The sequence below is a fragment of the Paenibacillus sp. FSL H7-0716 genome, from assembly GCF_038002705.1.
GTDB lineage: Bacteria > Bacillota > Bacilli > Paenibacillales > Paenibacillaceae > Paenibacillus_AQ > Paenibacillus_AQ odorifer.
The window spans coordinates 46,892-68,759 of the sequence record NZ_JBBODA010000014.1 but is presented as its reverse complement, the minus strand read 5'-3'; the positions used below and the strand labels follow the sequence as shown (position 1 = coordinate 68,759).

Annotated in this window: 14 protein-coding genes; 1 reads left to right on the top strand and 13 read right to left on the bottom strand. The window is 45.9% G+C overall.

The genetic code is table 11. The annotated features are described in order from the left end of the window. Positions 1-186 precede the first annotated feature (186 nt). The 10 genes from MHH60_RS18330 to MHH60_RS18285 form a co-directional block, all read right to left on the bottom strand. A complete protein-coding gene (locus MHH60_RS18330) occupies positions 187-3,171 on the bottom strand; it encodes a glycoside hydrolase family 48 protein (protein ID WP_081389106.1) in 2,985 nt (994 codons plus the stop codon). A gap of 32 nt (positions 3,172-3,203) precedes the next feature. Next, the gene (locus MHH60_RS18325) at positions 3,204-5,936 is read right to left on the bottom strand and encodes a glycoside hydrolase family 9 protein (protein ID WP_076137412.1); all 2,733 of its coding nucleotides are present in this window, start codon (positions 5,934-5,936) and stop codon (positions 3,204-3,206) included. Positions 5,937-6,229: 293 nt separating this feature from the next. Continuing rightward, positions 6,230-8,080, bottom strand: coding sequence for an oligopeptide ABC transporter substrate-binding protein (locus tag MHH60_RS18320; RefSeq protein ID WP_076137413.1), 1,851 nt, complete (start codon positions 8,078-8,080; stop codon positions 6,230-6,232). Positions 8,081-8,099: 19 nt separating this feature from the next. Continuing rightward, positions 8,100-9,005 carry an ABC transporter permease gene (locus MHH60_RS18315; protein ID WP_076129671.1) on the bottom strand — a complete coding sequence of 302 codons (906 nt, stop codon included), beginning with the start codon at positions 9,003-9,005 and terminating at the stop codon, positions 8,100-8,102. Positions 9,006-9,032: 27 nt separating this feature from the next. Then, on the bottom strand, positions 9,033-9,995 hold the full coding sequence (opp4B, locus tag MHH60_RS18310) for an oligopeptide ABC transporter permease (RefSeq protein WP_036677612.1): 963 nt from the start codon (positions 9,993-9,995) through the stop codon (positions 9,033-9,035). Positions 9,996-9,999: 4 nt separating this feature from the next. After that, complete coding sequence (locus MHH60_RS18305; protein ID WP_076137415.1) at positions 10,000-10,935, bottom strand: ABC transporter ATP-binding protein; 936 nt, start codon at positions 10,933-10,935, stop codon at positions 10,000-10,002. Further along, complete coding sequence (locus MHH60_RS18300; protein WP_036677618.1) at positions 10,922-11,938, bottom strand: ABC transporter ATP-binding protein; 1,017 nt, start codon at positions 11,936-11,938, stop codon at positions 10,922-10,924. The genes MHH60_RS18305 and MHH60_RS18300 overlap by 14 nt, the downstream gene beginning before the upstream one ends. Positions 11,939-12,317: 379 nt before the next feature. Then, a complete protein-coding gene (locus MHH60_RS18295) occupies positions 12,318-13,622 on the bottom strand; it encodes a replication-associated recombination protein A (protein WP_036677622.1) in 1,305 nt (434 codons plus the stop codon). A 295-nt stretch (positions 13,623-13,917) separates the two neighbouring features. After that, positions 13,918-14,199, bottom strand: a complete 282-nt coding sequence (locus MHH60_RS18290; protein ID WP_076129667.1) for a CD3324 family protein — start codon at positions 14,197-14,199, stop codon at positions 13,918-13,920. Positions 14,200-14,590: 391 nt separating this feature from the next. Then, positions 14,591-16,774, bottom strand: a complete 2,184-nt coding sequence (locus MHH60_RS18285) for a HelD family protein (protein WP_076137417.1) — start codon at positions 16,772-16,774, stop codon at positions 14,591-14,593. Positions 16,775-16,965: 191 nt separating this feature from the next. On the opposite strand from MHH60_RS18285, the gene MHH60_RS18280 reads away from it, so the two are divergent. Beyond that, a complete protein-coding gene (locus MHH60_RS18280) occupies positions 16,966-17,646 on the top strand; it encodes a hypothetical protein (protein ID WP_076137419.1) in 681 nt (226 codons plus the stop codon). Positions 17,647-17,688: 42 nt separating this feature from the next. Here MHH60_RS18280 and MHH60_RS18275 read toward each other — a convergent pair whose 3' ends face one another. The 3 genes from MHH60_RS18275 to aspS form a co-directional block, all read right to left on the bottom strand. Beyond that, a complete protein-coding gene (locus MHH60_RS18275; protein WP_036677630.1) occupies positions 17,689-18,987 on the bottom strand; it encodes an NCS2 family permease in 1,299 nt (432 codons plus the stop codon). A gap of 239 nt (positions 18,988-19,226) precedes the next feature. Beyond that, positions 19,227-19,982 (bottom strand): tRNA threonylcarbamoyladenosine dehydratase, encoded by a 756-nt coding sequence (locus MHH60_RS18270; RefSeq protein WP_076137421.1) that lies wholly within the window; start codon positions 19,980-19,982, stop codon positions 19,227-19,229. Positions 19,983-20,043: 61 nt separating this feature from the next. Then, positions 20,044-21,828 carry an aspartate--tRNA ligase gene (aspS, locus tag MHH60_RS18265; RefSeq protein ID WP_076137423.1) on the bottom strand — a complete coding sequence of 595 codons (1,785 nt, stop codon included), beginning with the start codon at positions 21,826-21,828 and terminating at the stop codon, positions 20,044-20,046. Between the last annotated feature and the right edge of the window lie 40 nt (positions 21,829-21,868).

Below are 21,868 nucleotides of genomic sequence, written 5' to 3'. Positions count from 1 at the left end.
TCCATATACTGATGAATAGTTGTATGAAGTGCAATTAAATTACGTTGGCGCGGCTAGAGCTTATTTTAGTTGTAGGAAATACAATTAAAATGGACATGAAGCCACAATTAGGCACAATGCAGTCGCTAACTAGCCAATAACAATAAAAGCCCCAGCCAAATGGCTAGGGCTTCCCTTATTTAGACTTTAAGGCTCAAGTCCCCATGCTAGAGCACCATTCAAATACAACGGCACATGATTCCATTCCGTGTACGATGTTTTGGTAGGGTCATAAGAGTAGTCTCCAACCTCGTTGTAATTGCTCCAGTCCGTTTTGTTGACCCGGATCTGGATATCACCCGTGTTGGCTCCCGGTGCAAGACTGCCTGCACCTGCACCGAAGGAGATTTCTAAATAATAGTCCGCTCCAGTTTTAGCAGGGTCTACCTTCACGAATGTTCCCTGTATATTACTTCCACCGATGTTAGCATAGTCAACATTAAATTGTTGAGGTTTATCGCCATCAATCGTGTAATAATACCGCAGCTTTACATCGCTAAGCGCTACAGCCGTATCCCCATTGTTAACAATTTGCAGCTGCGGGCGGAACTGATTATCTCCCGGATTGGTGTCACTTGTCCGGTACTTCACCACCAAATCTCCTTGTGCCGGAATCGGTACATCCATAGGCTTGGCGTGAACCTCAGGCGAATTCGGGCTCTCACCAACCACGTTGGAGGCACTAACTACATAGTAATAATCCGTACCGTTAACCACGGAAGCATCACTGTAAGTAGCTTGAGTGACAACAGCCACATCGCTGTAAGGGCCGCCAGTTGTTGCAGCTCTTTTCACAGTATAGCTTGTAGCTCCAGTTACGTTGTTCCAGCTAAGATCTACAACTTTGTTACCAGCGACCGCACTTGGTTTAGAAGGTGCTTTAGGAGCTACTGGCTCAGTAGGCACGCTGCTGTTGATCAGTCGATCGTATTCAGCATAAGCAGTTGCCATATCTACTTGCGACCAGAAGCGATGGTAGGTAAATTCAGGGGCTCCATTGTCCCAAGTTTTAGTCACTTTATTAAAAGAAGTATTGTATTTATCCAGCAGATATTGCCACTTAGAGTCATTTACGATATTCGGACGGATATCGGTATAGCTTGCATATACCCCATTTCCGCCTTTAGCAGGATCGGAAGGCACTGTTGATGTACCAGGGATTGTATTTCCTTGGCCGAATGTACCTGTCCAGCCGCTTGGGAAATAGACTTCTTTAGTGAAATAACGAGAATAATCTCCACGGCTTTCGGTAGTTGCAATACCAATTCCATCGTTATAACCCCATGCTGTGTCTAACAAAGATTTAGCCAGTACCTGAGCTTCTCCTCCCAGAGTACTGTAGCTGCCATGTTCAGCTTTGGTGCCAGCCGCATAGAAGGTAAGTGCCTTAATATAGCTGCCCAGTACACCTGTATCTTGGCTTGGACTCTTAGTTACGGCTTTAAGGTTATTGTTTGCAGTAGAACCACTGAAGCCATTCCAAGTATTAGGTTGTCCTGTCCATTCCACATTACCTGGAATCCAGAATTCTCCTGGTGCAGAGACTGTAGCCACTTGTGGATTGGCGCCTCCAAGAATTCGATTTCCTTGGCTGTTCAGGTAGTAACCTTCAGCATCCGTAACTGGACGTTTGTTGGCAAAGGCATAATCTTTAGACCAATCTACCCAATTCTCTATAACTTGTTTTGCCATTTGGAAGTTTTCAGATGTAGTGTCTCCGTTAGAAGCAAGGATATAGTACAGCTCTGCTACCCGTTCCACACTCCATGCCTGCATTCCGAACCAGTTATTGGATGGCGGATCGTGGTAGACTGGAGCTTCGTCATATGCCATGCCATAAAAAGTACTGGTTCCAGCTGGATAAGCCTTGTAGGCACCTTGATAACTATTGGTCGCTCCACCGGCAATCGCCCCTTCAGAGGACTGCAGCCAAGTATAAAACTCCAATTGACGTTTCAGAGAATTTTCCCAATCCTGCCCAGCTGTAGCTGATGACGGGATCAGACCCCCTTCCGAATCAGAAAGTGCGTAGGCAGCCACGACATTCTGATACCCTTGGTGGGCATGGCTCGCACCGATTCTCCAAGCCCAGTTTCCTGTAGCTCCAAGTCCACCGCCCCATGCGGTATACCAAGCTAGAAGATATTGATTGGAATCTTTGCCAGTCCCGGCATCAGGGGTGCCGTCAGTAGCTGCACTTCCTACTTTTTGGAAGTATTTATCATACATACCGTACCGCAGGAAATCGCCCATTTTCTTAGCTTTATTCAAATACACTGTATTGTTGTAGCCGAGCTCTTTAGCCCAGTACATTGCTTGTACTGCCCGTGCATCGGCATCTGTAGCATTCGTGTAACGCCATTGAGCGGAAGGCACGTTAGCTTCTTTTGTGAACAGACTCATGAAGCCTTCGTTTGCTTTTCCGAACGTTTTGTCATCTTGAGACGGGTGAGGGACCGCCTCCCAAACGGACTCTTGTTCACCCCGTTGGAATGTATTCACATAAGCGGCTGTATGCGTAGGATTCAGCAAGTTGCCGAAGCCGTACCAGTTGTCCACGTCTACCAGCCAGTGCATCAAGTAGGTCTGGTTGTTGCCATACGTCGCCTTCAATTCAGCATCTAACGGATCTTTACCTGCTGTATACTGGCCACCTAGCTGACTTGGATACTGATCCGGCTGAGCATGCTCCGCTGCATACGTAGCCGGGCTGTTCGGATTGTAATAACTCATGGTTGGCTGTTCTTCCTTGCCATCACCTTCGTTAATAGGAATGATATATTTCTCCATGTTGTCCCAAGCTGATTCCAGCTTAGTCCAGTCCCCTGTGTGATAACCATAGAGTACCTCAAGCCACATCCAATAACTGTAAGCTTCTGAGGTCGTCATATGTCCGTAATCAGGGGCTTCACTCATCAAGGTCTCTACCGCATGATAAGGTACTCCTTCGGCAGAGAAATAACCATTTGCGGGGTCTTTTAGCTGCGCATATAATTGCAGAAAACGTGTCTGCTCCGTAGTTGAAGCGTGAGCAGTCTGAGGTCTAAAATTAAATAGACCGGTCATGAGTGAGAGAAACAGGACTGCGGCCATTATTACAGAAACAGGCTTCTTTATTAAGCTCAATTTCATCATCTTAGGCAAGCTCCCTCTCTTGGATATATTTATGGTTCTAAGCCCCATACAAGTGTTTCACCTTGATAAAGTGTAACCTTATTCCAATCGGCAAATGTCTGCTGAACCGCGCTGTAGGAATAATCATCCGTTTCATTGTAAGCCGTCCAGTCCGTCTTATTGGTGCGAGCCTGAATCTCGCCGCTATCTCCACCAGGCGCTATGCTTCCAGCCCCTGCACCAAAAGAAATCTCCAGATAATAATCCGCGCCCGTACTGGCGGGATTCAGCTTAACAAAACTGCCGCTTAAATTACCACTGCCCACTACAGCATAATCACAATGAAACTGTTGTGGTTTATCCCCATCCACAGTGAAATAATAACGCAGCTTCAAGCCGCTAAGTGCCACAGACTCGGTTCCTGTATTCATAATTCGGAACTGAGGGCGCAGCTGTCCATCACTGGCATTCGTATCATTCGTACGATATTGCACCTTCAAATTCCCCGTTGTGGGCTGTGTTGGTTCTTGGGGTTTGGCACTAACCTGTATAGATGGCAAGCTCTCCCCTACACTATTCGTGGCAGTAATCACATAATAATAAGTGGTTCCGTTCACCCGTCCACTATCCATGTAATCCGTTCCCGTGACATTCTCAAGCACTGTATACGGGCCTCCACTCACTTCACTGCGTTTAACGGTATATTCACTGACCCCGCTAATCGCATTCCAAGTCAAATGGACCGTTCCGTTACCTGCTACAGCCTGAACATTAGTCGGACGTGCAGGGACTTGAGGTTCTCCAGGTTGTCCGCCACCCGCTGGAAGTTCTCCATACATGTGCACACCTGCATCAAACACTGGGATGTTCGCTGTTTTTACAGGAGTTGCTCCCTGAGCTGCCACCCCTTGGAATGAAAAATCATTAGCATTATTCCAGAAGTTAGTGTTCAGCGGAGCTGCAATTCGGAATTGAATCTCCTTACGATGAGCAGATTGTCCACCCGGATAAATCAAAGTACCTGTAAAATCAACCTTAGTATAGTAGATATGGTTAGCTGCATCGTAAGGCTGAAGTGCAGACACCGATCCACCCTGATTGTAGCCTCCCGCTGTAACCGTAATATCCTCAGGACCATAACCAGCCGCTATCGCTTCACTAAGATCCACATAGTAGTTAAAAGACATCTCTTTACTGGCCCGTGCCGGCCAGCCCGTACGGTTATTCAGCAATGCTCGAATCTCTACGAAGTTGCTGCCACTAGCATTCACAGAGGCTTCGACAAACATCTCATCTTCACGTGTCTCTGCAGGTGGAAATTGTGCAAGCGGCTGTTGCCCTTGTCCATGCAGCAGCACCATTTTTGCAATAGCTCCTGTAAAAGCTGCATTGTAATCGGTTGCAACTTCATTCGAGACATAATCGCTAATGGAGTCGGTGTAGCTGTCTGTTTTGGACGGGCCTCCAACTAGCGCTCCGTACAAGACATGGCGATGATTTACCGGAACGCTCTGACTATCATTCCATGATCCATGTGAGGTTCGATGATGGGGATGCTGAGGAGAATTATTACCATAACCGATAACATAACTGCTGTTTCGTGGATTGTCGCCAAGCATATACGTAATTTGTCTCTCCGCGAAAGAACGCGCCGTATCTTTCTTCACCGGATCGCTCACCCAGTCCGAGTAAACGAAGGCCATAAAAGCCTGATTGGCTGCATAACGTAATGCGCCCCATTGATCCAGATGGGCGAGTCCGCCAGGAGTATAGGCAACACGGTCACTTGTTCCACCCACGCCAGTCGTCCAATACTGCATATTCCGTTCAGTAGATTGAATGAACTTGGTCTGCCCGGTGATTCGTGCCAACAGTAATTGAGCGCCATAATGCTTGTCGTCCCAAGACTGTGTCCATTGATACCCCCAGTTTCCAGCCTGATTCGTTCCCCATTGATCGCTTGCTGCAATAGCCTTATTGAGATACTGCTGATCGTTAGTCGCCAAATACAACCAGGCAGCCCCCCAGCTCAATTCATCCGCGTAACCGCTCCAAGAATTATAATATTGTTTGGCATCGGTAATGCTGTCGGAATAGGAGCCGCGATAAGTGTCAGCAAAATTGTAAAGCTGTTTAGCATGCAGCAGCAGCTTGTCCGCATATACGGCATCCGTATCCCTGAAAATAATGGATGCCGAAGCTAACGCTGCAGCTGTTTCTGCGGCAAGATCTGATCCGGGATGAGTGGCATCAATTTTGTAGGAAGGTCTCTGCATCTGCATGACTTCTGCGGGTCCCCACCAATTATGATCGGTTGTTCCGTTACCAACTTGTCCCCACAGCTCGTTAGGAGCGGTATGAGCTTTTACAAAATAATCTGTTGCCCAGCGAATATTGTCTAAAATTTCCTCCAGCTGCCCAGACCCCTCATATCCTTGCTTGTACTCATAAACCGACCACGCCAGCATCGTTGTAGAATAAGCCATAGGCAAACCGAATTTAACGTGATCACCGGCATCGTACCAACCACCAGTCAAATCATGTCCCACATCCGCACCGTCCAAAAGACCGGAATCGCCCCGCCATTCCACCCGATTGTTATCTGGCAATTCACCAGACCGCTGGGTTTCGTAGAAATAAATAGATTTTTGTAGAACCTCCGCATAGTTGTAGTCTCCGGCCGCTGCCTCTGCTATCGCCGGTTGAAATGCAGCATTTGAACAAAATGTAAGCGTAAACAACAAACTGAACACCAGTCCTTGTTTCCTATACCTCTTGATCATTTCTACTGCCCCTCTCTTCAGTGAATGCCACAAGAAAGATTACACCTCAGTCCCGTAACACCTCCCTCACTTGAATCAGGTACCCGTCATGGCGATCATCCACTCACCTCACTCTAAGAGCTATATTTAAGCGAAAGTTTCGCTCTCACCCAAAATATACCATATCTTTCATTAAAACACTATATTTTTACAGTAAATAATGTACAAAATATAGGAATTATTGTTAATTTAATGAAAAATAAAAAAACAGCAGCTCAGGATCTCTCCTTGAACTGCTGTTCATTAATACCCTCTTACTGAGCTACCGCAGCTTTATCTGCAGAAACCGCAATGTCGTTATAATAGATTCCAACTCCATCACCAACAGCCCAATAATTCAGGACGCGGTTATTAACCGGCACGATTACAGCACGATAAAGTGTTGGGAATACTGGAATCTCGTCAACCATAAATTGTTGCCACTCTTTATAGATTTCTTTACGTTTGTCTACATCAAATGCAGCCTCGGATATCCCTTCGGCAAGCAAACGATCGTTCTCTGCACTCGAGTAACGTGGGAAGTTGTAGATTGCATCTTTGCCATACAGACCTGATGGGTCAACGTCAATCCCTACACCCCAAGCGCCTTGGTACACATCAACAGTAGGATCATCCTCACCATTTTGACCTATGCGATCATAGAAGGTATTAAACTCTACCATTTCCAAAGTTACATTCAAACCAATCGCTTTCCAGGATTGTACATAATATTGAGCCAGCGGCTCAGCAATGTCTCCACCAGTCATCGAAATGAAATTAATCTTCAGCTCGCTGCCATCTGGATTCGTTCTAAATTCACCGTTTAGTTTGTAACCAGCGTCATCCAGGATCTTCTTAGCTGCTTCTGGATCATAAGCTACACCTGGATTGGAAGCATCATGGAATTCAGGATGGGAAGGTGGAATTAAGGTAGTCGCATTCCAACGCAGACCATTATAGAACTTTTTACCAACTGTATCATTGTCAACCGCTGCCCACATTGCTTTACGAAGATTCACATCCGCCATTTTAGCTTTAGGATCGGTAACAACCTCTTTTTTCGTTGCATCCCATTTACCAAGCTTAAAGCCTATATACGTATAAGCACGATCAACCGCACCCAGGAATTCAACGTTTGACATCTTTGCATTATCAGGGTATTGATCAATAGGGAAGGAATCCACCAAGTCAACTCCACCAGATTTCAGTTCTTGTACAATTGTTGTTGGGTTGATGACCTTCAAAATTACTTTATCCAGTTTAGGGGCTCCGCGCCAGTAATCTTCATTCTTAACAAATACTACAGACTCACCAGGAACGATACTCTCAACTTTAAAAGCTCCGAAGCCAATTGGCTTTTGGCGGACTTCAGGCGAAGAGGAGATTTTGGCAACATCCATGCCGCCAAAGATATGTTTGGCTAATGGATAAATCCATACACTACCCGTTAACAAGGAAGGTGTAGATTGCTTATAAGTAATTTGCAGTTTCTTATCACCCAGCACTTTAATCCCGGATATGGTCTTGGCCTTACCGGAATGGTACTCATCCATGCCTTCAATATTAGTGAAGTCAGAACCGTAACGAGGACCATCATAAGCAGGATTACCAATAACTTCATGGGCGAACAACCAGTCTTCAGCGGTTACTGGTTTACCATCCTGCCAGTTTACATTGTCGCGAATCGTAAAGGTAAAGGTACGTCCATCTTCTGCAACTTCATAAGTAGCCGCACCATCATTAGTATAAACATAGTCTTTATCCCAAGTTAACAAACCTTCATCAAACCAGTTCAGAACTTGAGCATCCGGATCTCCAGAATAGAAGTTCCAGTTCAAAGTGCCTTCAAATGGACTATCGGAAACAAGTCCAAATGTAATTGTCCCTCCGTCAATAGCTTCACCTTGGTTAGTCTTAACGTTACTGAAATCTTTAATGTTATAAAGTCCATCTTCTGCCTCAGGCGCGGCCGTGGCTTCTGCGGTTGCCGCAGGTGCGCTGGCGCTAGGAGCTGCTGTTGATTCAGCCGCTTCGTTGTTGTTCTTGGAGCCGCAAGCCGCAAGAGCGAACAACATTACAAACATTAATGAAACTAGTAAAGCTTTTGAACGAATGGCTTTTCTCATTTAATCATTTCCTCCCTTATTATCCTTTTCTTTGTCTTGCGTCGGTCGCACGTTTAAGCGCTTGACCCACATTATTTATACTCAACATCAATACCAGGATCAGCAATGATGCGGGTAACCAGATCCACCATCTGAACTCAAGAGTCTGCGGATTTCTCGCATAGCTTACTAGAGTACCCAGACTGGGTGTACTTTCTGGAAAACCAAAACCTAGAAAGGATAGGCCTGATTCCAATCCAATATTCGCTGCCAGATTCAAGGTCATTGTTACGATAATGATTGAGCTTAAGTTCGGCAGAACTTGCGTGAACATAATTTTTAGATTGGAGGAGCCTAGGGTCTTAGATGCCTGAACATAATCCAATTCCTTCTCTTGCAATGTCTTAGAACGAATGAGCCTGGCAATCCCCATCCAAAGAAATGCTGTCATGATAAAAGAGAAGGTCAACGTGTTGTATTTAGGAACTGCGCTGACAAAAGCTATAACAATCATTAGAAAAGGTAGAATCATGAAGAAATCCACAATACGCATCGCGACATTATCTACCGTTCCCCCAAAGTAACCTGAGACTAAACCTACCAGAATACCGATAATTCCCGTAAAAAATGTAACCATAAAGGCAATAGACATGGAATTTCGTGTTCCTATAATTAATTGACCGAATACATCCCGGCCTCCATAATCAGTCCCCAGCCAATGCACAGCCGAAGGCTTCTCATATAGGGCGAACAAGTCAACCGTGACAATTTCTTTCTGATCTAAAAATAAGGAGATCCCATATACAGCAGCAATAATCGTAAATAGGAAAATCAATGAGACCAGTGCCAGCTTATCCCGCACCATCTCCCGCCAAACAATTTTGAAGCCCGATGGACTTTTATCAGTTTCCTGCAGCAGAGCTATCTCTGCGCTCGTCTTTGCCATTTCATTCACCCCAAAGTGTTCATCTTCTTATTTAATCCGGATACGAGGATCTACGATACTTAAAATAATGTCTGATAACAACGCACCGACGATGGAAGCAACCCCATACAGAAGAACGAGGGCTGTTACCACGCTGAAATCCCGGATCGTTATCGAACTTAGAAACAGCAAACCCATTCCTGGATAGCTGAAGATCGTTTCAACGAACACCGTACCACCGATTAGCCCAGTGATCTCATATCCAAAAAATGCAGCGATCGGCAGCAAGGAGTTTCTCAAAATATGACGATTGTATACGCGTGACTCCGAAGCCCCTTTAGCTCTAGCAGTGAGAATGAAATCTTTTTGCTTCGTATCAATGATCTCATTTCTCAGATATTGTACGGTCCCAACCGTTGCAATTAGCGCCATAGATAGCGCAGGCAGAAGCAGATGATAGAATTTACTCCAGAAGTGACTTAGTGTACCTGGAACTTCCCCGGGACTGACACTGCCGCTGGTAGGAAACCAATGAAAATGAAACCCGAAAACCCATACCATTAAGAGTGCGAAAATAAACAACGGTGCAGCAAATCCAATATAGGTATAGCCAGTTATCAAGCGATCCAGCCACGAATCGTTATAACGTCCGCTGGTAATACCAAGCGGGATAGCAATAAGGTATGTAAGAATCAGCGTAACAATGGCCAGCCAAAGGGTATTCATCAGGCGTTGACCGATTAGCTCTGAGACCGGCATTTTGAAACGGAAGGACTGGCCGAAATCCCCTTGTATCGCTTTAGTGATCCAATCCCAGTACTGGATATACCATGGATCATTTAGACCGAGCTTTTCTCTCATCGCATCAATGGCCGCCGGATCAATATTCGGATCAAGCATTCCTGAAAGTGCGTCACCAGGCATCGCCTTCGCCATAAGAAAAACAAGAATACTTAATAGAACTACTTGAGGGATCATTATAAGAATTCTACGAACGATAATCTTCCACATATTCTCAACCTTTCTCAGGCAAGGCTACCAGATGAGTCTCGGAAATTGATTTTAATGGATAAGCCATGCCTTCTTCATCAAAATAATTCCGGTGCGCTTGTTCATATTCCTTGCTTACTGATTTTCTAAATTCCGTCTGCCTTTCTCTCTGTTTCGGATCGATATCAGGAATGGCAGCAATGAGTCGTTTGGTATAAATATGCTGAGGATTGTCAAAAATATCTTTAGCAGTCCCTTGCTCCACATGTCGTCCTTTATACATAATCCCTATGTGATCGCACATATGCCTGATGATCCCGAGATCATGACTGATAAATAGAAAAGTAAGATTCAGCTCTTTTTGAATGTCCTGCATGAAGTTCAGCACCTGTGCCTGCACAGAGACATCGAGCGCAGATACCGGCTCGTCAGCAATAATAAGTTTTGGCTTGAGTGCAATGGCTCTGGCAATTCCGATCCGCTGCCGCTGGCCGCCAGAAAATTCATGCGGATATTTCAGGATGTTCTCAGGACTTAAGCCTACCTGTAAAAGCAATTCCTGCACCCGGCGTTTTTCTTCCCCTGGAGACATTTTTTCGAAATTACGCAACGGTTCTGCAATAATATCGAGTACACGCTTCTTAGGATTTAAGGAAGAGTACGGATCCTGAAAGATCATTTGAATGTCTTTGCGGACATTTCTTTGCTTACGAACACCCCTCAAAGCCAAATCTTGCCCTTCAAAAATCACGCTGCCGCTAGTAATAGAATTAAGACCTATAATCGCGCGCCCCGTTGTCGTCTTTCCGGAACCAGATTCACCAACCAGACCATAGGTTTGCCCAGCTTCAATGGTAAAATTAACATTATCGACAGCCTTAACTACGCCAACTTCCCTTCGAAAAACACCGCCGTGGATCGGAAAATGTACTGCTAAATTTTTAACCTCAAGAAGTCCCATTGTGGATTGCCTCCTCGTTAGTATCAGGGAAATGGAAATTGTTATAACAGGTGCAGCGAACGAAATGTCCGGGTGCGACTTCATGCAGCTGTGGGTTCTCCTCATGCTCCGATTCAGGTATCCAAGGCGTCCGTGCCGAGAAACGGCAGCCCTTACGCGGAAGGTTTTGCAGTGGTGGAACAATCCCCTGAATCACATGCAATCTGGATTTCTCTTCTTTTGCCGTTGGAATGGAGTTCAATAAGGATCTCGTATACGGATGTTTCGGATTAGACGTCAACGTAAAAATATCTGCGATTTCGACGATTTGTCCGGCATACATCACCGCAACACGGTCAGCCATTTCGCTTACAACCCCTAAGTCATGAGTGATTAAGATAATGCCTGCTTCCATATCGTTTTTTAATTTTTTAATAAGTTCAAGGATTTGTAATTGGATAGTCACATCTAGTGCTGTAGTAGGTTCGTCGGCGATCAAAAGCTTGGGTCCATTGGCTATCGCAATGGCGATAACCACCCGCTGCCTCATGCCACCGGATAATTCGTGGGGGTACTGCTGATATGTATGCTCGGGACGGGAAATTCCAACCTTGGTCAAAAGATCAATGACCTTCTCTTTTCGCTGTTTCTTAGAAAGCTTGGAATCATGTAGGATAAGTACTTCTTCAATCTGTGAACCGATGATCATTAGCGGGTTTAAAGCGGATAAAGGATCTTGAAAAATCATAGACATTTCTTGGCCGCGCAGCTTGTTTAGTGCAGCAGGAGACATGGTAACGATGTCCTGGCCCTTGTATTTGATTTGTCCGTCAATTTTGGCTCTGGTGTGCAGCCCCATAATTGAAAAGGCGAGCGCACTTTTTCCTGAACCAGACTCTCCAACGATAGCCAGAATTTCATTTTTGCGAACAGACAGGGTAACATCATCAACCGCAGCGTAATAGTCGTCTGCAATTCTGAACGATGTCGACAAATTTTTGATTTCTAGTAGTTCTTCGCCCATATTCATCACCCTAACGACAAGGATTTCAAAATTAACACAATGAAAATATTATGTAAATTTTGATATAAATAGTGTTGATTTTCATGAAACATTTTGAAATAACCAATGTGATGATAATTAACACCATTAAGAATACTACCAGTAGTTCAATCGGAAATAAAAATGAACATCTCGTAACTTTGTAGTTCATTTTAATTAACTTATGGTAAATTATCAATCTTTTCCTATAAAAAATTTTCAATCGATGTGATTAAAAGTAACGTAGGAAACAAAAAAACGGCTCTAGGCCGCCTTTTTTTGGGAATTTTTTAGTTCGAATGAAAGTTAAAATCTTTGGCTTTCCAGCATGAAATTGGAAGGTATTACAGTCGCTAGCTGCTTACTGCTCCCGTCGAAGCTTTTGATTATGACGAATCTTAATCTCATTGCCTTGCTCAGTAGCTTGATAAAAAACACGCTGAGAAATCTCCTTAGGTAAATACTCTTGCTTCACATAATGCCCCGGAAAATTGTGCGGATATTGATATCCTTCATGTCCTAACGCAGTTGCACCTTTATAGTGCGTATCACGCAGATGCAGCGGTACCTCCGCTGATTTGATCTCATCCATACTTGCCATTGCATTGGAAATAGCCATAACCACAGCATTAGACTTCGGACTTTCCACTGCAAAAAGAATAGCTTGGGCAATGTTCAGCTTCGCCTCTGGCCAACCATTGTTTCGATAGGCATCCAGCGCACTCACCGCTTGAACCATAGCTTGGGGATTAGCCAAGCCAATATCCTCACTGCTGGCTGCAATCAGGCGCCGAATAAAAGTCATAGGGTCCATTCCAAGCTTTTCTACCGCATACAGAAACCAGAACAACGCGGCGTCGCTGGAACCGCGAATACTTTTATGAAAAGCGGATAGCACATCATACTGCGTCGATTCATCAGCCTTCACAATAGGGCGCCGAATGGATTCTTCCGCCACCTCCAAAGTGATATGAACACTTCCATCAACTTGCGGCGCGGTAGTCAGGGCTGCCAGCTCCAGCGCATTTAGTGCCCGCCGGATGTCTCCATTAGCCATTGTTGCAATATGCAACAAAGCCTCCTCATCGACCTGAAGCTCCATAAATCCAAGACCTTTATCTTTGTCCGCCAACGCTCTGCGCATCGCGATCAGACTGTGTTCACTTGTTAATGCCTCCAGCTGAAATAAGGTAGAGCGGCTCATAAGCGCCCCATTAACATAATGGAACGGGTTCTCTGTAGTCGCTCCAATGAAGGTGATGGTCCCTTTTTCTACCGCTGGCAAAAGCGCATCCTGGCGTGAGCTATTAAATCGATGCACCTCATCCAGGAACAGGATCGTCTTAGTGCCGTACAATGTTTGATTGTTCTGAGCTCGTTCAATAACCTCCCGTACATCCTTCACGGTAGCTTCCACCGCATTCAGACGTACGAACTCTCCTTGCGTGTGATGAGAAATAATATGCGCGAGTGTCGTCTTGCCGCATCCCGGGGGACCATAGAGCAATATCGAAGAAACTTGATCCGCCTCAATCGCTCTTCGCAGCAGCTTCCCCCGGCCTATGATATGCTCTTGACCAATATATTCATCAAGATTCTCCGGTCTCATCCGGTCCGCAAGCAGCCGTCCGCCCCCGGTGTCCTCTCCGAAAGAAAATAAATCCATAACTCCACTTCCTTGCTATATTCTTGTAAAAGCTCAATGTAAATTCCTTTCTATCATACCATATCACAGGGAAGGATTAGGATGTCCTGCCGGGTCAATGTAATAGTATCAGCATAGACTTATTTTGCGCCAAAATAAAAAGAGCATGATCTCGTCTTAGAAAGGCGGGAGCCATGCTCTTTTTTCAAAATATAAGAAAGTATAGGTTTCACGCTATACTTTATCCTTATGATTTCTCGCATAACGCTTACCGTCCTTCTAAGGACACCAGAGGCGTTTATGCTTGAATTGCAAGCTAGCAATTTACTGCCAGCCGCATTTTTGATATGATTTTACGAATGCTTTCTTCCGATAGATGGTACTTCTTCTGAAGTTCAGCTACGGAATCACCGCTTCGATGACAACTGAAAATTTCCTTGTTCCGGTTCGCTATTTCTTTCCTCGAACCGCTGTTCTCGCCCCATCGAACCCGCTCTTCTGTCTTCTTTGGGATGTAGAGCAGTTCACCTTGGATGTATCCCTGAAGCTCTTCGAGCAAGCCAGGGGGGAGCACATCCTTCCCATTTACATAACTCAACTTGCATTTCCTCCTTCAACAGGTGTGTCCCTATGCGTCGGTCAACTAAGTTTTTAGTTATAATCACGTCACCTGCCTCCTTTCTTCTCCTCATATTTGGAAAAATCCGTAATTTCATTATATAAAAACCTTTTGGTAGCGTCTACATTCGATTTCATAAATTTCGTTCTTATGGATAAGTGTGGTATTTCTTATGTTAGTAATAAGGAGGCCATAAGGCCTCCTCGCTTTAAGCAGGTTTCCGTCTTAGACGGAAACCACCTCGTATACTGAAATCATTTCAATCAGCCTCCTTCCAGAAGTGTTCTTGCCCGGCCGGACACTTATTATTAAGCCATACCTATGGGTGAGTTACAAGACCAAGAACAGTTATAACCATTCTCCACCAGTCTTACTCCCCCTCAGAATCGCTTCCAGCCGCCGTTTGCACATAGGAAGGAACTTCCCCATTATGGAGCAGCCACAGCTCATGGAGAGCACGTGTACAGCCGACATACATCAGCTTCGCGTCCCAAGCCGTCGCTCCGTAATGGTCTTGATCGGCATCTGCTAAAATCACTGCATCGAACTCCAAACCTTTTGATAAATAGACAGGCAGCACCGATAGCCCACCCTGATATTGGGTCATACTGCCATCAATCAGATGAATATCTTCAAAATGCTGTGCCAGCTCCGCATATAGTTCTGCAGCCTCATGAAGATTTCTTGTTAGGACAGCCACCGTACGGTATTCCCTTCCTGACAGAGACTTCAGTGCAGAGGTTATTGTCCGCAAGCGAGCTTGCTCATCAGCCACCAGTTCCCCGTGATCCTCGCCGTAGGCGATCATACGCACGGGATCTCCACTACGAAACACAGGAACGGCCAGTAATGAGCTTTCCACACCTGACGATAGAATTCCATTAGCGAAGTCTATAATTTCCATAGTAGAACGATAGCTGCGTGTCAGCGCGTGATAAGCCGTGTTCTCAGGGGTAAACAACGTCTGCATCTCTTCCCACGCGTGTACGCCTTTATAGGCATGTATGCCCTGCGAGAGATCACCTAGGATGGTAAAGGAATGGCCTCGCACATATAAATCCAGAACGGCAATTTGGAAAGGTGAAAAATCCTGTGCCTCATCAATTACTACATGGTCAAAGCGAGTAACACCCTCATCGCCGTTTAAAAGATAATGGATATACAGCAACGGAGGTAAATCCTCTTCACGTATGATGCCTTTTTTCAGCTCTTTTGCCGTTTCCTTCAGTACAGCTGCCGGAATTTTCTCAGGTGGTTCAACCGGCCAATCCTCAGGAAGTTTAGCTGCTCGGAAAATTTGCTTATAGATCGTTAATGGATCATATTTAGGCCATTTGGCACTATAAGCCTTCTCTCGCTGCGTGCCTTTTTTCTTGCGATCCTTCATAGCAGCAGCTGAAGGACTCTTCTTCAGTTCCATCTCAATCCAGCGATGAATCCGCGCCATTACCCGTTCCTTGCGCTTGGCTGGAGGATAGGGAGCATACTCCTCATTATGCCAGCGCAAAATCATAGAACGGCGTAGCACGGCACCCTCCCACGGGCTAAAATCACCCTCAGGTACAGAGCTGCTTTCCAATAGCTTAATGCTGGACTCTATGATTCCCATCAGCACCGTGGAACCCTTGAAACGCCCCGGTGTCTCTTCTGTAATTACCGGCATGCCGCCAGGGGTTTCGAACCAGCGGTTCATCGTCTCCGTCGCATCCTGTTCCGGCAATTCCAGTCCTAGTACATTAGCCGCCCAATCCGGAAATGTACTTTGAGCAATATTACCTACCCCGAGCTCAGGCAATACATCCGAGATGTAATCCAAAAACATCCGGTTTGGTGCAAAAATGATCATTTTTTCCGCAGAAACCTGATCCTTATATTGATACAGCAGAAAAGCAAGCCTGTGCAGTGCAACGGTTGTTTTACCGCTTCCTGCCACGCCCTGAATGATCAGCGCTGTATTCTTGGCAGCACGGATAATTTTGTCCTGCTCCTCTTGAATGGTCGATACGATATCCCGGAGACGATTATCCTTGTTCTCCCCAAGTCGATAGACGAGAAACTCATCTGATACTATCGGTGCATCGCTTTCCCGATTGTACGTATCCGCGACCCGCTCCAGAATTTGCTTCCGAATCACCACGTTGCGTTTGAGGTATACCAGCCCCTCTATTAGTCCCTCAGGAGCTTCATAGGAGGCTGGCTCCGTACCGCCGGTAAACGAATAGAACAGGCTTGCTACCGGTGCGCGCCAGTCGATGACTAGCGGACGGTCGCTTACCTGCTCACGGTCTACGCCGATTTTGCCTATATAGAGTGCCTTCCGTTCATTCTCATCATTGCCTTGAAAATCAAGCCGTCCGAAATAAGGCTCCTGCCTAAGCTTGGCAAGATCTTTGCGCTTCTGATCACGGTTCGCTTCCAGCACCTGTTCCGTATAGTCATGTCCCGTGTACACTGGTGTCTGCTGGAGCTTCTCCAGCAAAGTGTCAATTTCAGTAAGCGCTTGATTCAGCCTGTCTTCTTCCTCTTGATAGGCACTTTGAAAGTTGTCTTCCAATTTCAGTTACCTCCTAAAAGTTTATCGAGCTTAAATTTTCATGCTCCTACGCCCATTTCTCACGCAAAAGGATACCCATTGTAGCATAAGCAGCGCTTAAATACCAAATCTTTCAAGTGATTTGACTAAACTTATAAGTTCTCCAACCTAAAGCCCTTTAGTGCTCCTTAGCATGCATAAGCGTCGAATGTTTGGGACAAACCCAAGGCATTTTTGCCTTTGGTTTTGGCGTTCGCTCACGTTTGGCTCCGATTAGAGGCATTTTTGCCTTTGGTTTCGGCGTTCGCTCACGTTTGGCTCCGATCAGAGGCATTTTTGCCTTTGGTTTCGGCGTTCGCACACGTTCGGCTCGAATCAGAAGCATTTTTGCCTTTGGTTTTGGCGTTCGCACACGTTCGGCTCGAATCAACGGCATTTTTGCCTTTGGTTTTGGCGTTCGCACGCATTTAGCTCCAATCAGAGGCACTTTTGCCTTTGATTTCGGCGTTCGCTCACATTTGGCCCGCATCAGAGGCATTTTTGCCTTTGATTTCGGCGTTCGCTCACATTTGGCCCGCATCAGAGGCATTTTTGCCTTTGATTTCGGCGTTCGCACACATTTGGCTCGCATCAGAGGCATTTTTGCCTCTGTTTTCGGCGTCTACGCACATTTAGCCCCAATCAACGGTATTTATAGCTTTGTTTTCGACTCTTCCACGCATTTGGCTCGAATCAACGGTATTTTTCCTTTTGATTCTGACATCTACGCACATTTGACTCCAATCAGCGGTATTTATCCCTCTATTTTCGACGTCTACGCACATTTGGCTCCAATCAGCGGCACAACGGCATTTACCTCTTTGATTTCAACGCTGGCTAATAGAGCTAATTAGTGTGCAACAGGTCCCTCGCAATCAAAGAAACTGGATGCCGCACTATAGCACAGCCTGCAAAATAAAGTTAGCCACAAACAAACCAGCAATCCCATACAGCGCAGGAGGCACTTCCTTCCCTTTGCCCAACGCCAGCTTCACAATTGGGTAGGTAATAAAACCAAAAGCCATACCGTCCACGATGCTATAGGTGAATGGAATCATAACCATGATTAGAAAAGACGGGAACAGCTCGGTCAAATCACTCAAGTCCATCTCACGCACATTCTGTACCATTAGCCCGCCGATCACAATCAGGATCGGTGCGATCGCACTGTCAGGAATATAGGATAACAGCGGAAGAAATAGGAAGGTCGCCCCGAATAGAAGCCCTGTCACCAACGAGGTGAGACCTGAACGCCCGCCCGCAGCTATTCCTGCATTAGATTCTGCAGCGGCCACAACCGGACTACTTCCGAAAAGACCCGCGGCGATATTAGCAAGCGAGAGCGCACGCAGGCTGCTTTTGAAGCGTTCTGGACGGCCTGCCATCATCGTCTGCGAGGCTACAAGACCGATATTTTCAAATACAACGATTAACAATAACAGGAATACAGCAATCCAGAACACCAGGCTCACAATGCCGCTCCAGTCCATTCCGAAAAATAGGCCGCCATAACCTGAGAATACATGCCCTGAGGCCTGTTTTTCCGGTGCATGTGCAGCTCCCAGCAGATAGGCTAGTCCTGTACCAACCAGCATACTTATCAGCAGGCCACCGTTAGTTCCCCGGATAAATAACACTAGAGCCAGCAATAAAGTCACACAGGATGTAATAACTGCTGGATCACTAAAATGTCCTATGGCAACAAAAGTAGTCTGATGAGCAATCACTATCCCGCTTTTTTGCAGCCCTATAAAAGTCAGAAACAGCCCTATACCGACTGTAATGGCATGCTGCAGGTTTTGGGGAATTGCCTCACTAAGAATACGATAAAGTGATGTGAAGGCCACGATAGCGAACAACACACCTGTTATAACGACTACAGTAAGCGCCTCTCTCCAGTCCAGCTTCATGGAATGAACAAGCGTATAAGTGAAAAATGCGTTAATCCCCATCCCCGGAACCACGATGATAGGCGTCTTCCCGCCAAAAGCCATCAGCAGACAGCCGGTAATTGCCGTCAACAGTGTAGCCACCATTGCCGGTCTAAGCGGCATCCCCGCGTCATGGAGAATCGTCGCATTTACCATAACAATATAAACTGAAGCAAAATAGGAGAGAATCCCTGCAGCCCATTCCCGTTTCCAGTCATTCTCAGGCGCAAGCCCCACACTATTTCGCCAAAAATTCGATTTCATGTACAAAAACCTCCACTGATATTAAGTTCCGCAGGCGGATATTACCCGGAATATAAATCTAATAATCAGCCGTTCATCCCGGTTCAGCTATTATGCCTATTTGTGGCCTGCTTCTTGCAGACCCCGCCTGTTTAACGACAACAAAAGGGCGTACGCAGCCGGATTCCAGCTACTCGCCCTTTTGTCCATTACTCTAATCCTATAACTATAATTGAAACAGCCTCAGCTCAGCGATTCACTTACAAGCTGACGCCTCCAGCCTCAAGCAAATCACGCACGGCAACGCTGACCATAATTAGGCCGGCTACCGGTGGAACAAATGAATTGCTGGCTGGCGGTTGTTTCGCTTTACGTCGATCCGGTGCATTCTCCGGAACAATTTTGTCCGTAACATCCTGACGTGGCTTCATTGGCGGCTCCGTAGAGAAAACCACCTTCACGCCTTTCTTAATCCCATCCTTACGCAGCTTTTGGCGAATGACCCGGGCAATCGGATCATACGTTGTCTTGGAAATGTCCGCTACCTGGAATCTTGTAGGATCCATTTTGTTGGCAGCACCCATGCTTGAAATCATAGGAATTCCACGTGCCAGACATTCTTTAATCAAATGGACCTTGTAGATAATCGTATCTGAGGCATCAATCACATAATCCGGTTTCAGCTTGAACAGTTCCTCATAGGTTTCTTCCGTATAGAACATGTTCAGCGCAATCGCTTCACATTCCGGATTAATCAGCTTCACACGCTCTACCATCAGTTCGGCTTTCTTTTGCCCAACCGTAGTAGTAAGTGCATGGATCTGCCGATTCACATTGGTAATGTCGACGGAATCCTTATCAATCAGAATCAGTCTCCCAATCCCGCTACGAGCCAATGCCTCAACAGCCATACCGCCAACACCGCCGATACCAAGTACCGCTACTGTGCTGTTCTTCATAATCTCCAGACCTTCCGGTCCGATCGCCAGTTCCGTACGTGAGAACTGATGCAGCATGAGGTCAGCCTCCTTCAAAAGCTATGGCGAAGCAGAAATCTGCCTCGCCCGCTTTATTTAATTATTCTTTTTCTTTTTCTTTTTTTGGTTTAAGAGCCAGCTTAATATGCAGTTGCTCCAATTGTGAACCGTCTACTGGCGAAGGTGCATCCATAAGCAGATCCGTTGCACTTGCCGTTTTCGGGAATGCGATAGTTTCGCGCAGATTTGTACGGCCCGCCAACAGCATGATTAGACGATCTAAACCGAAGGCAATACCACCATGTGGAGGTGTACCATATTCGAACGCATCCATCAGGTAACCAAATTTCTCGTAAGCAACCTCATCTGAGAAGCCGAGAGCTTGGAACATTTTTTCCTGAACTTCACGTTTGTAAATCCGCATGGAGCCGCCGCCTACTTCATAACCGTTCAGAACGATATCGTAGGCTTGTGCACGAATTGCACCTGGATCTGTGTCGAACAGATGCAGATCCTCTTCACGTGGACGAGTGAACGGATGGTGTTCTGCTACATAACGTTTCTGATCTTCATCATAACCAAGCAATGGGAAGTCAGTCACCCAAGCGAACTTGAACACGTTATCGTCGATCAGACCCAGCTGACGTCCGATTTTGACACGAAGGGCACCTAGAACGTCCGCTACAACCTTTTTGGTATCAGCGGAGAACAACAGTAGGTCGCCTTCTTCAGCGCCTGTACGCTCCTTCACAGCGGCAATTTCTTCTTCAGTGAAGAATTTGACAATCGGCCCTTTGAACTCGCCGTCTTTCACTTGAATCCAAGCCAAACCTTTCGCTCCATAACGCGCAGCATAAGGTCCGAGATCATCGATTTCTTTACGAGTCCAAGTCCCACAGCCTTTAGCATTTAGACATTTCACTTCTCCGCCTTTTTCGATCACGGAAGCAAATACCTTTACGCCACTTGTGGCAACAATATCGTTCATTTCTACAAGCTCTAATCCAAAACGCAGGTCAGGTTTGTCTGAACCGTATTTGCCCATAGCCTCAGCATAAGTCAAACGTTGGAATGGAAGCTGAATATCCGCTCCTACAGTTTCTTTAAACAGACGTTGCATCAGGTTTTCCATCATACCAAGCAGCTCATCCTGAGACAGGAATGAAGTCTCAATGTCCACTTGTGTAAATTCCGGCTGGCGGTCAGCACGCAGATCTTCATCACGGAAACAACGAGCAATTTGATAATAGCGTTCAATGCCACCGACCATCAACAGCTGCTTGTAGATTTGTGGAGATTGTGGCAATGCGAAAAATTCGCCTTCATGCACACGGCTTGGCACCAAATAATCACGTGCACCTTCCGGTGAGCTCTTAGTTAGGATTGGTGTCTCTACGTCAATAAATCCTTCACTGTCAAGGAAATCGCGGAAAATCTTAGAAGCTTTCGAGCGTAGCAACAGTGTTTTTTGCATTTCTGGACGACGCAGATCCAAGTAACGATATTTCAGGCGAAGAGATTCGTCTACTTCCACTCCATCTTCGATGAAGAATGGAGGGGTCTTAGCAGCGTTCAGCACTTCGATGTCTGTAATTTGAACTTCAATCTCACCTGTCGGCAGATTGCGGTTAATGGTTTCTTCATCACGTTTAACCACGTTTCCTTTAACAGCCAAAACATACTCACTGCGAACCTTATCCGCAATTTGCAGTGCTTCGCCGGAGTAGTCCGGGTTGAATACAACTTGCACAATACCGCTTCTGTCACGCAGGTCAATAAAAAGTACGCCCCCAAGGTCGCGACGGGTCTGGACCCATCCGTTCAAGGTTACCGTTTGTCCAATATGTTCTGGTGTTAATTGCCCACAGTTATGACTTCTTTGCATAATTCACCATTCCCCTTTTTATTTAAAAATACATTTCTAC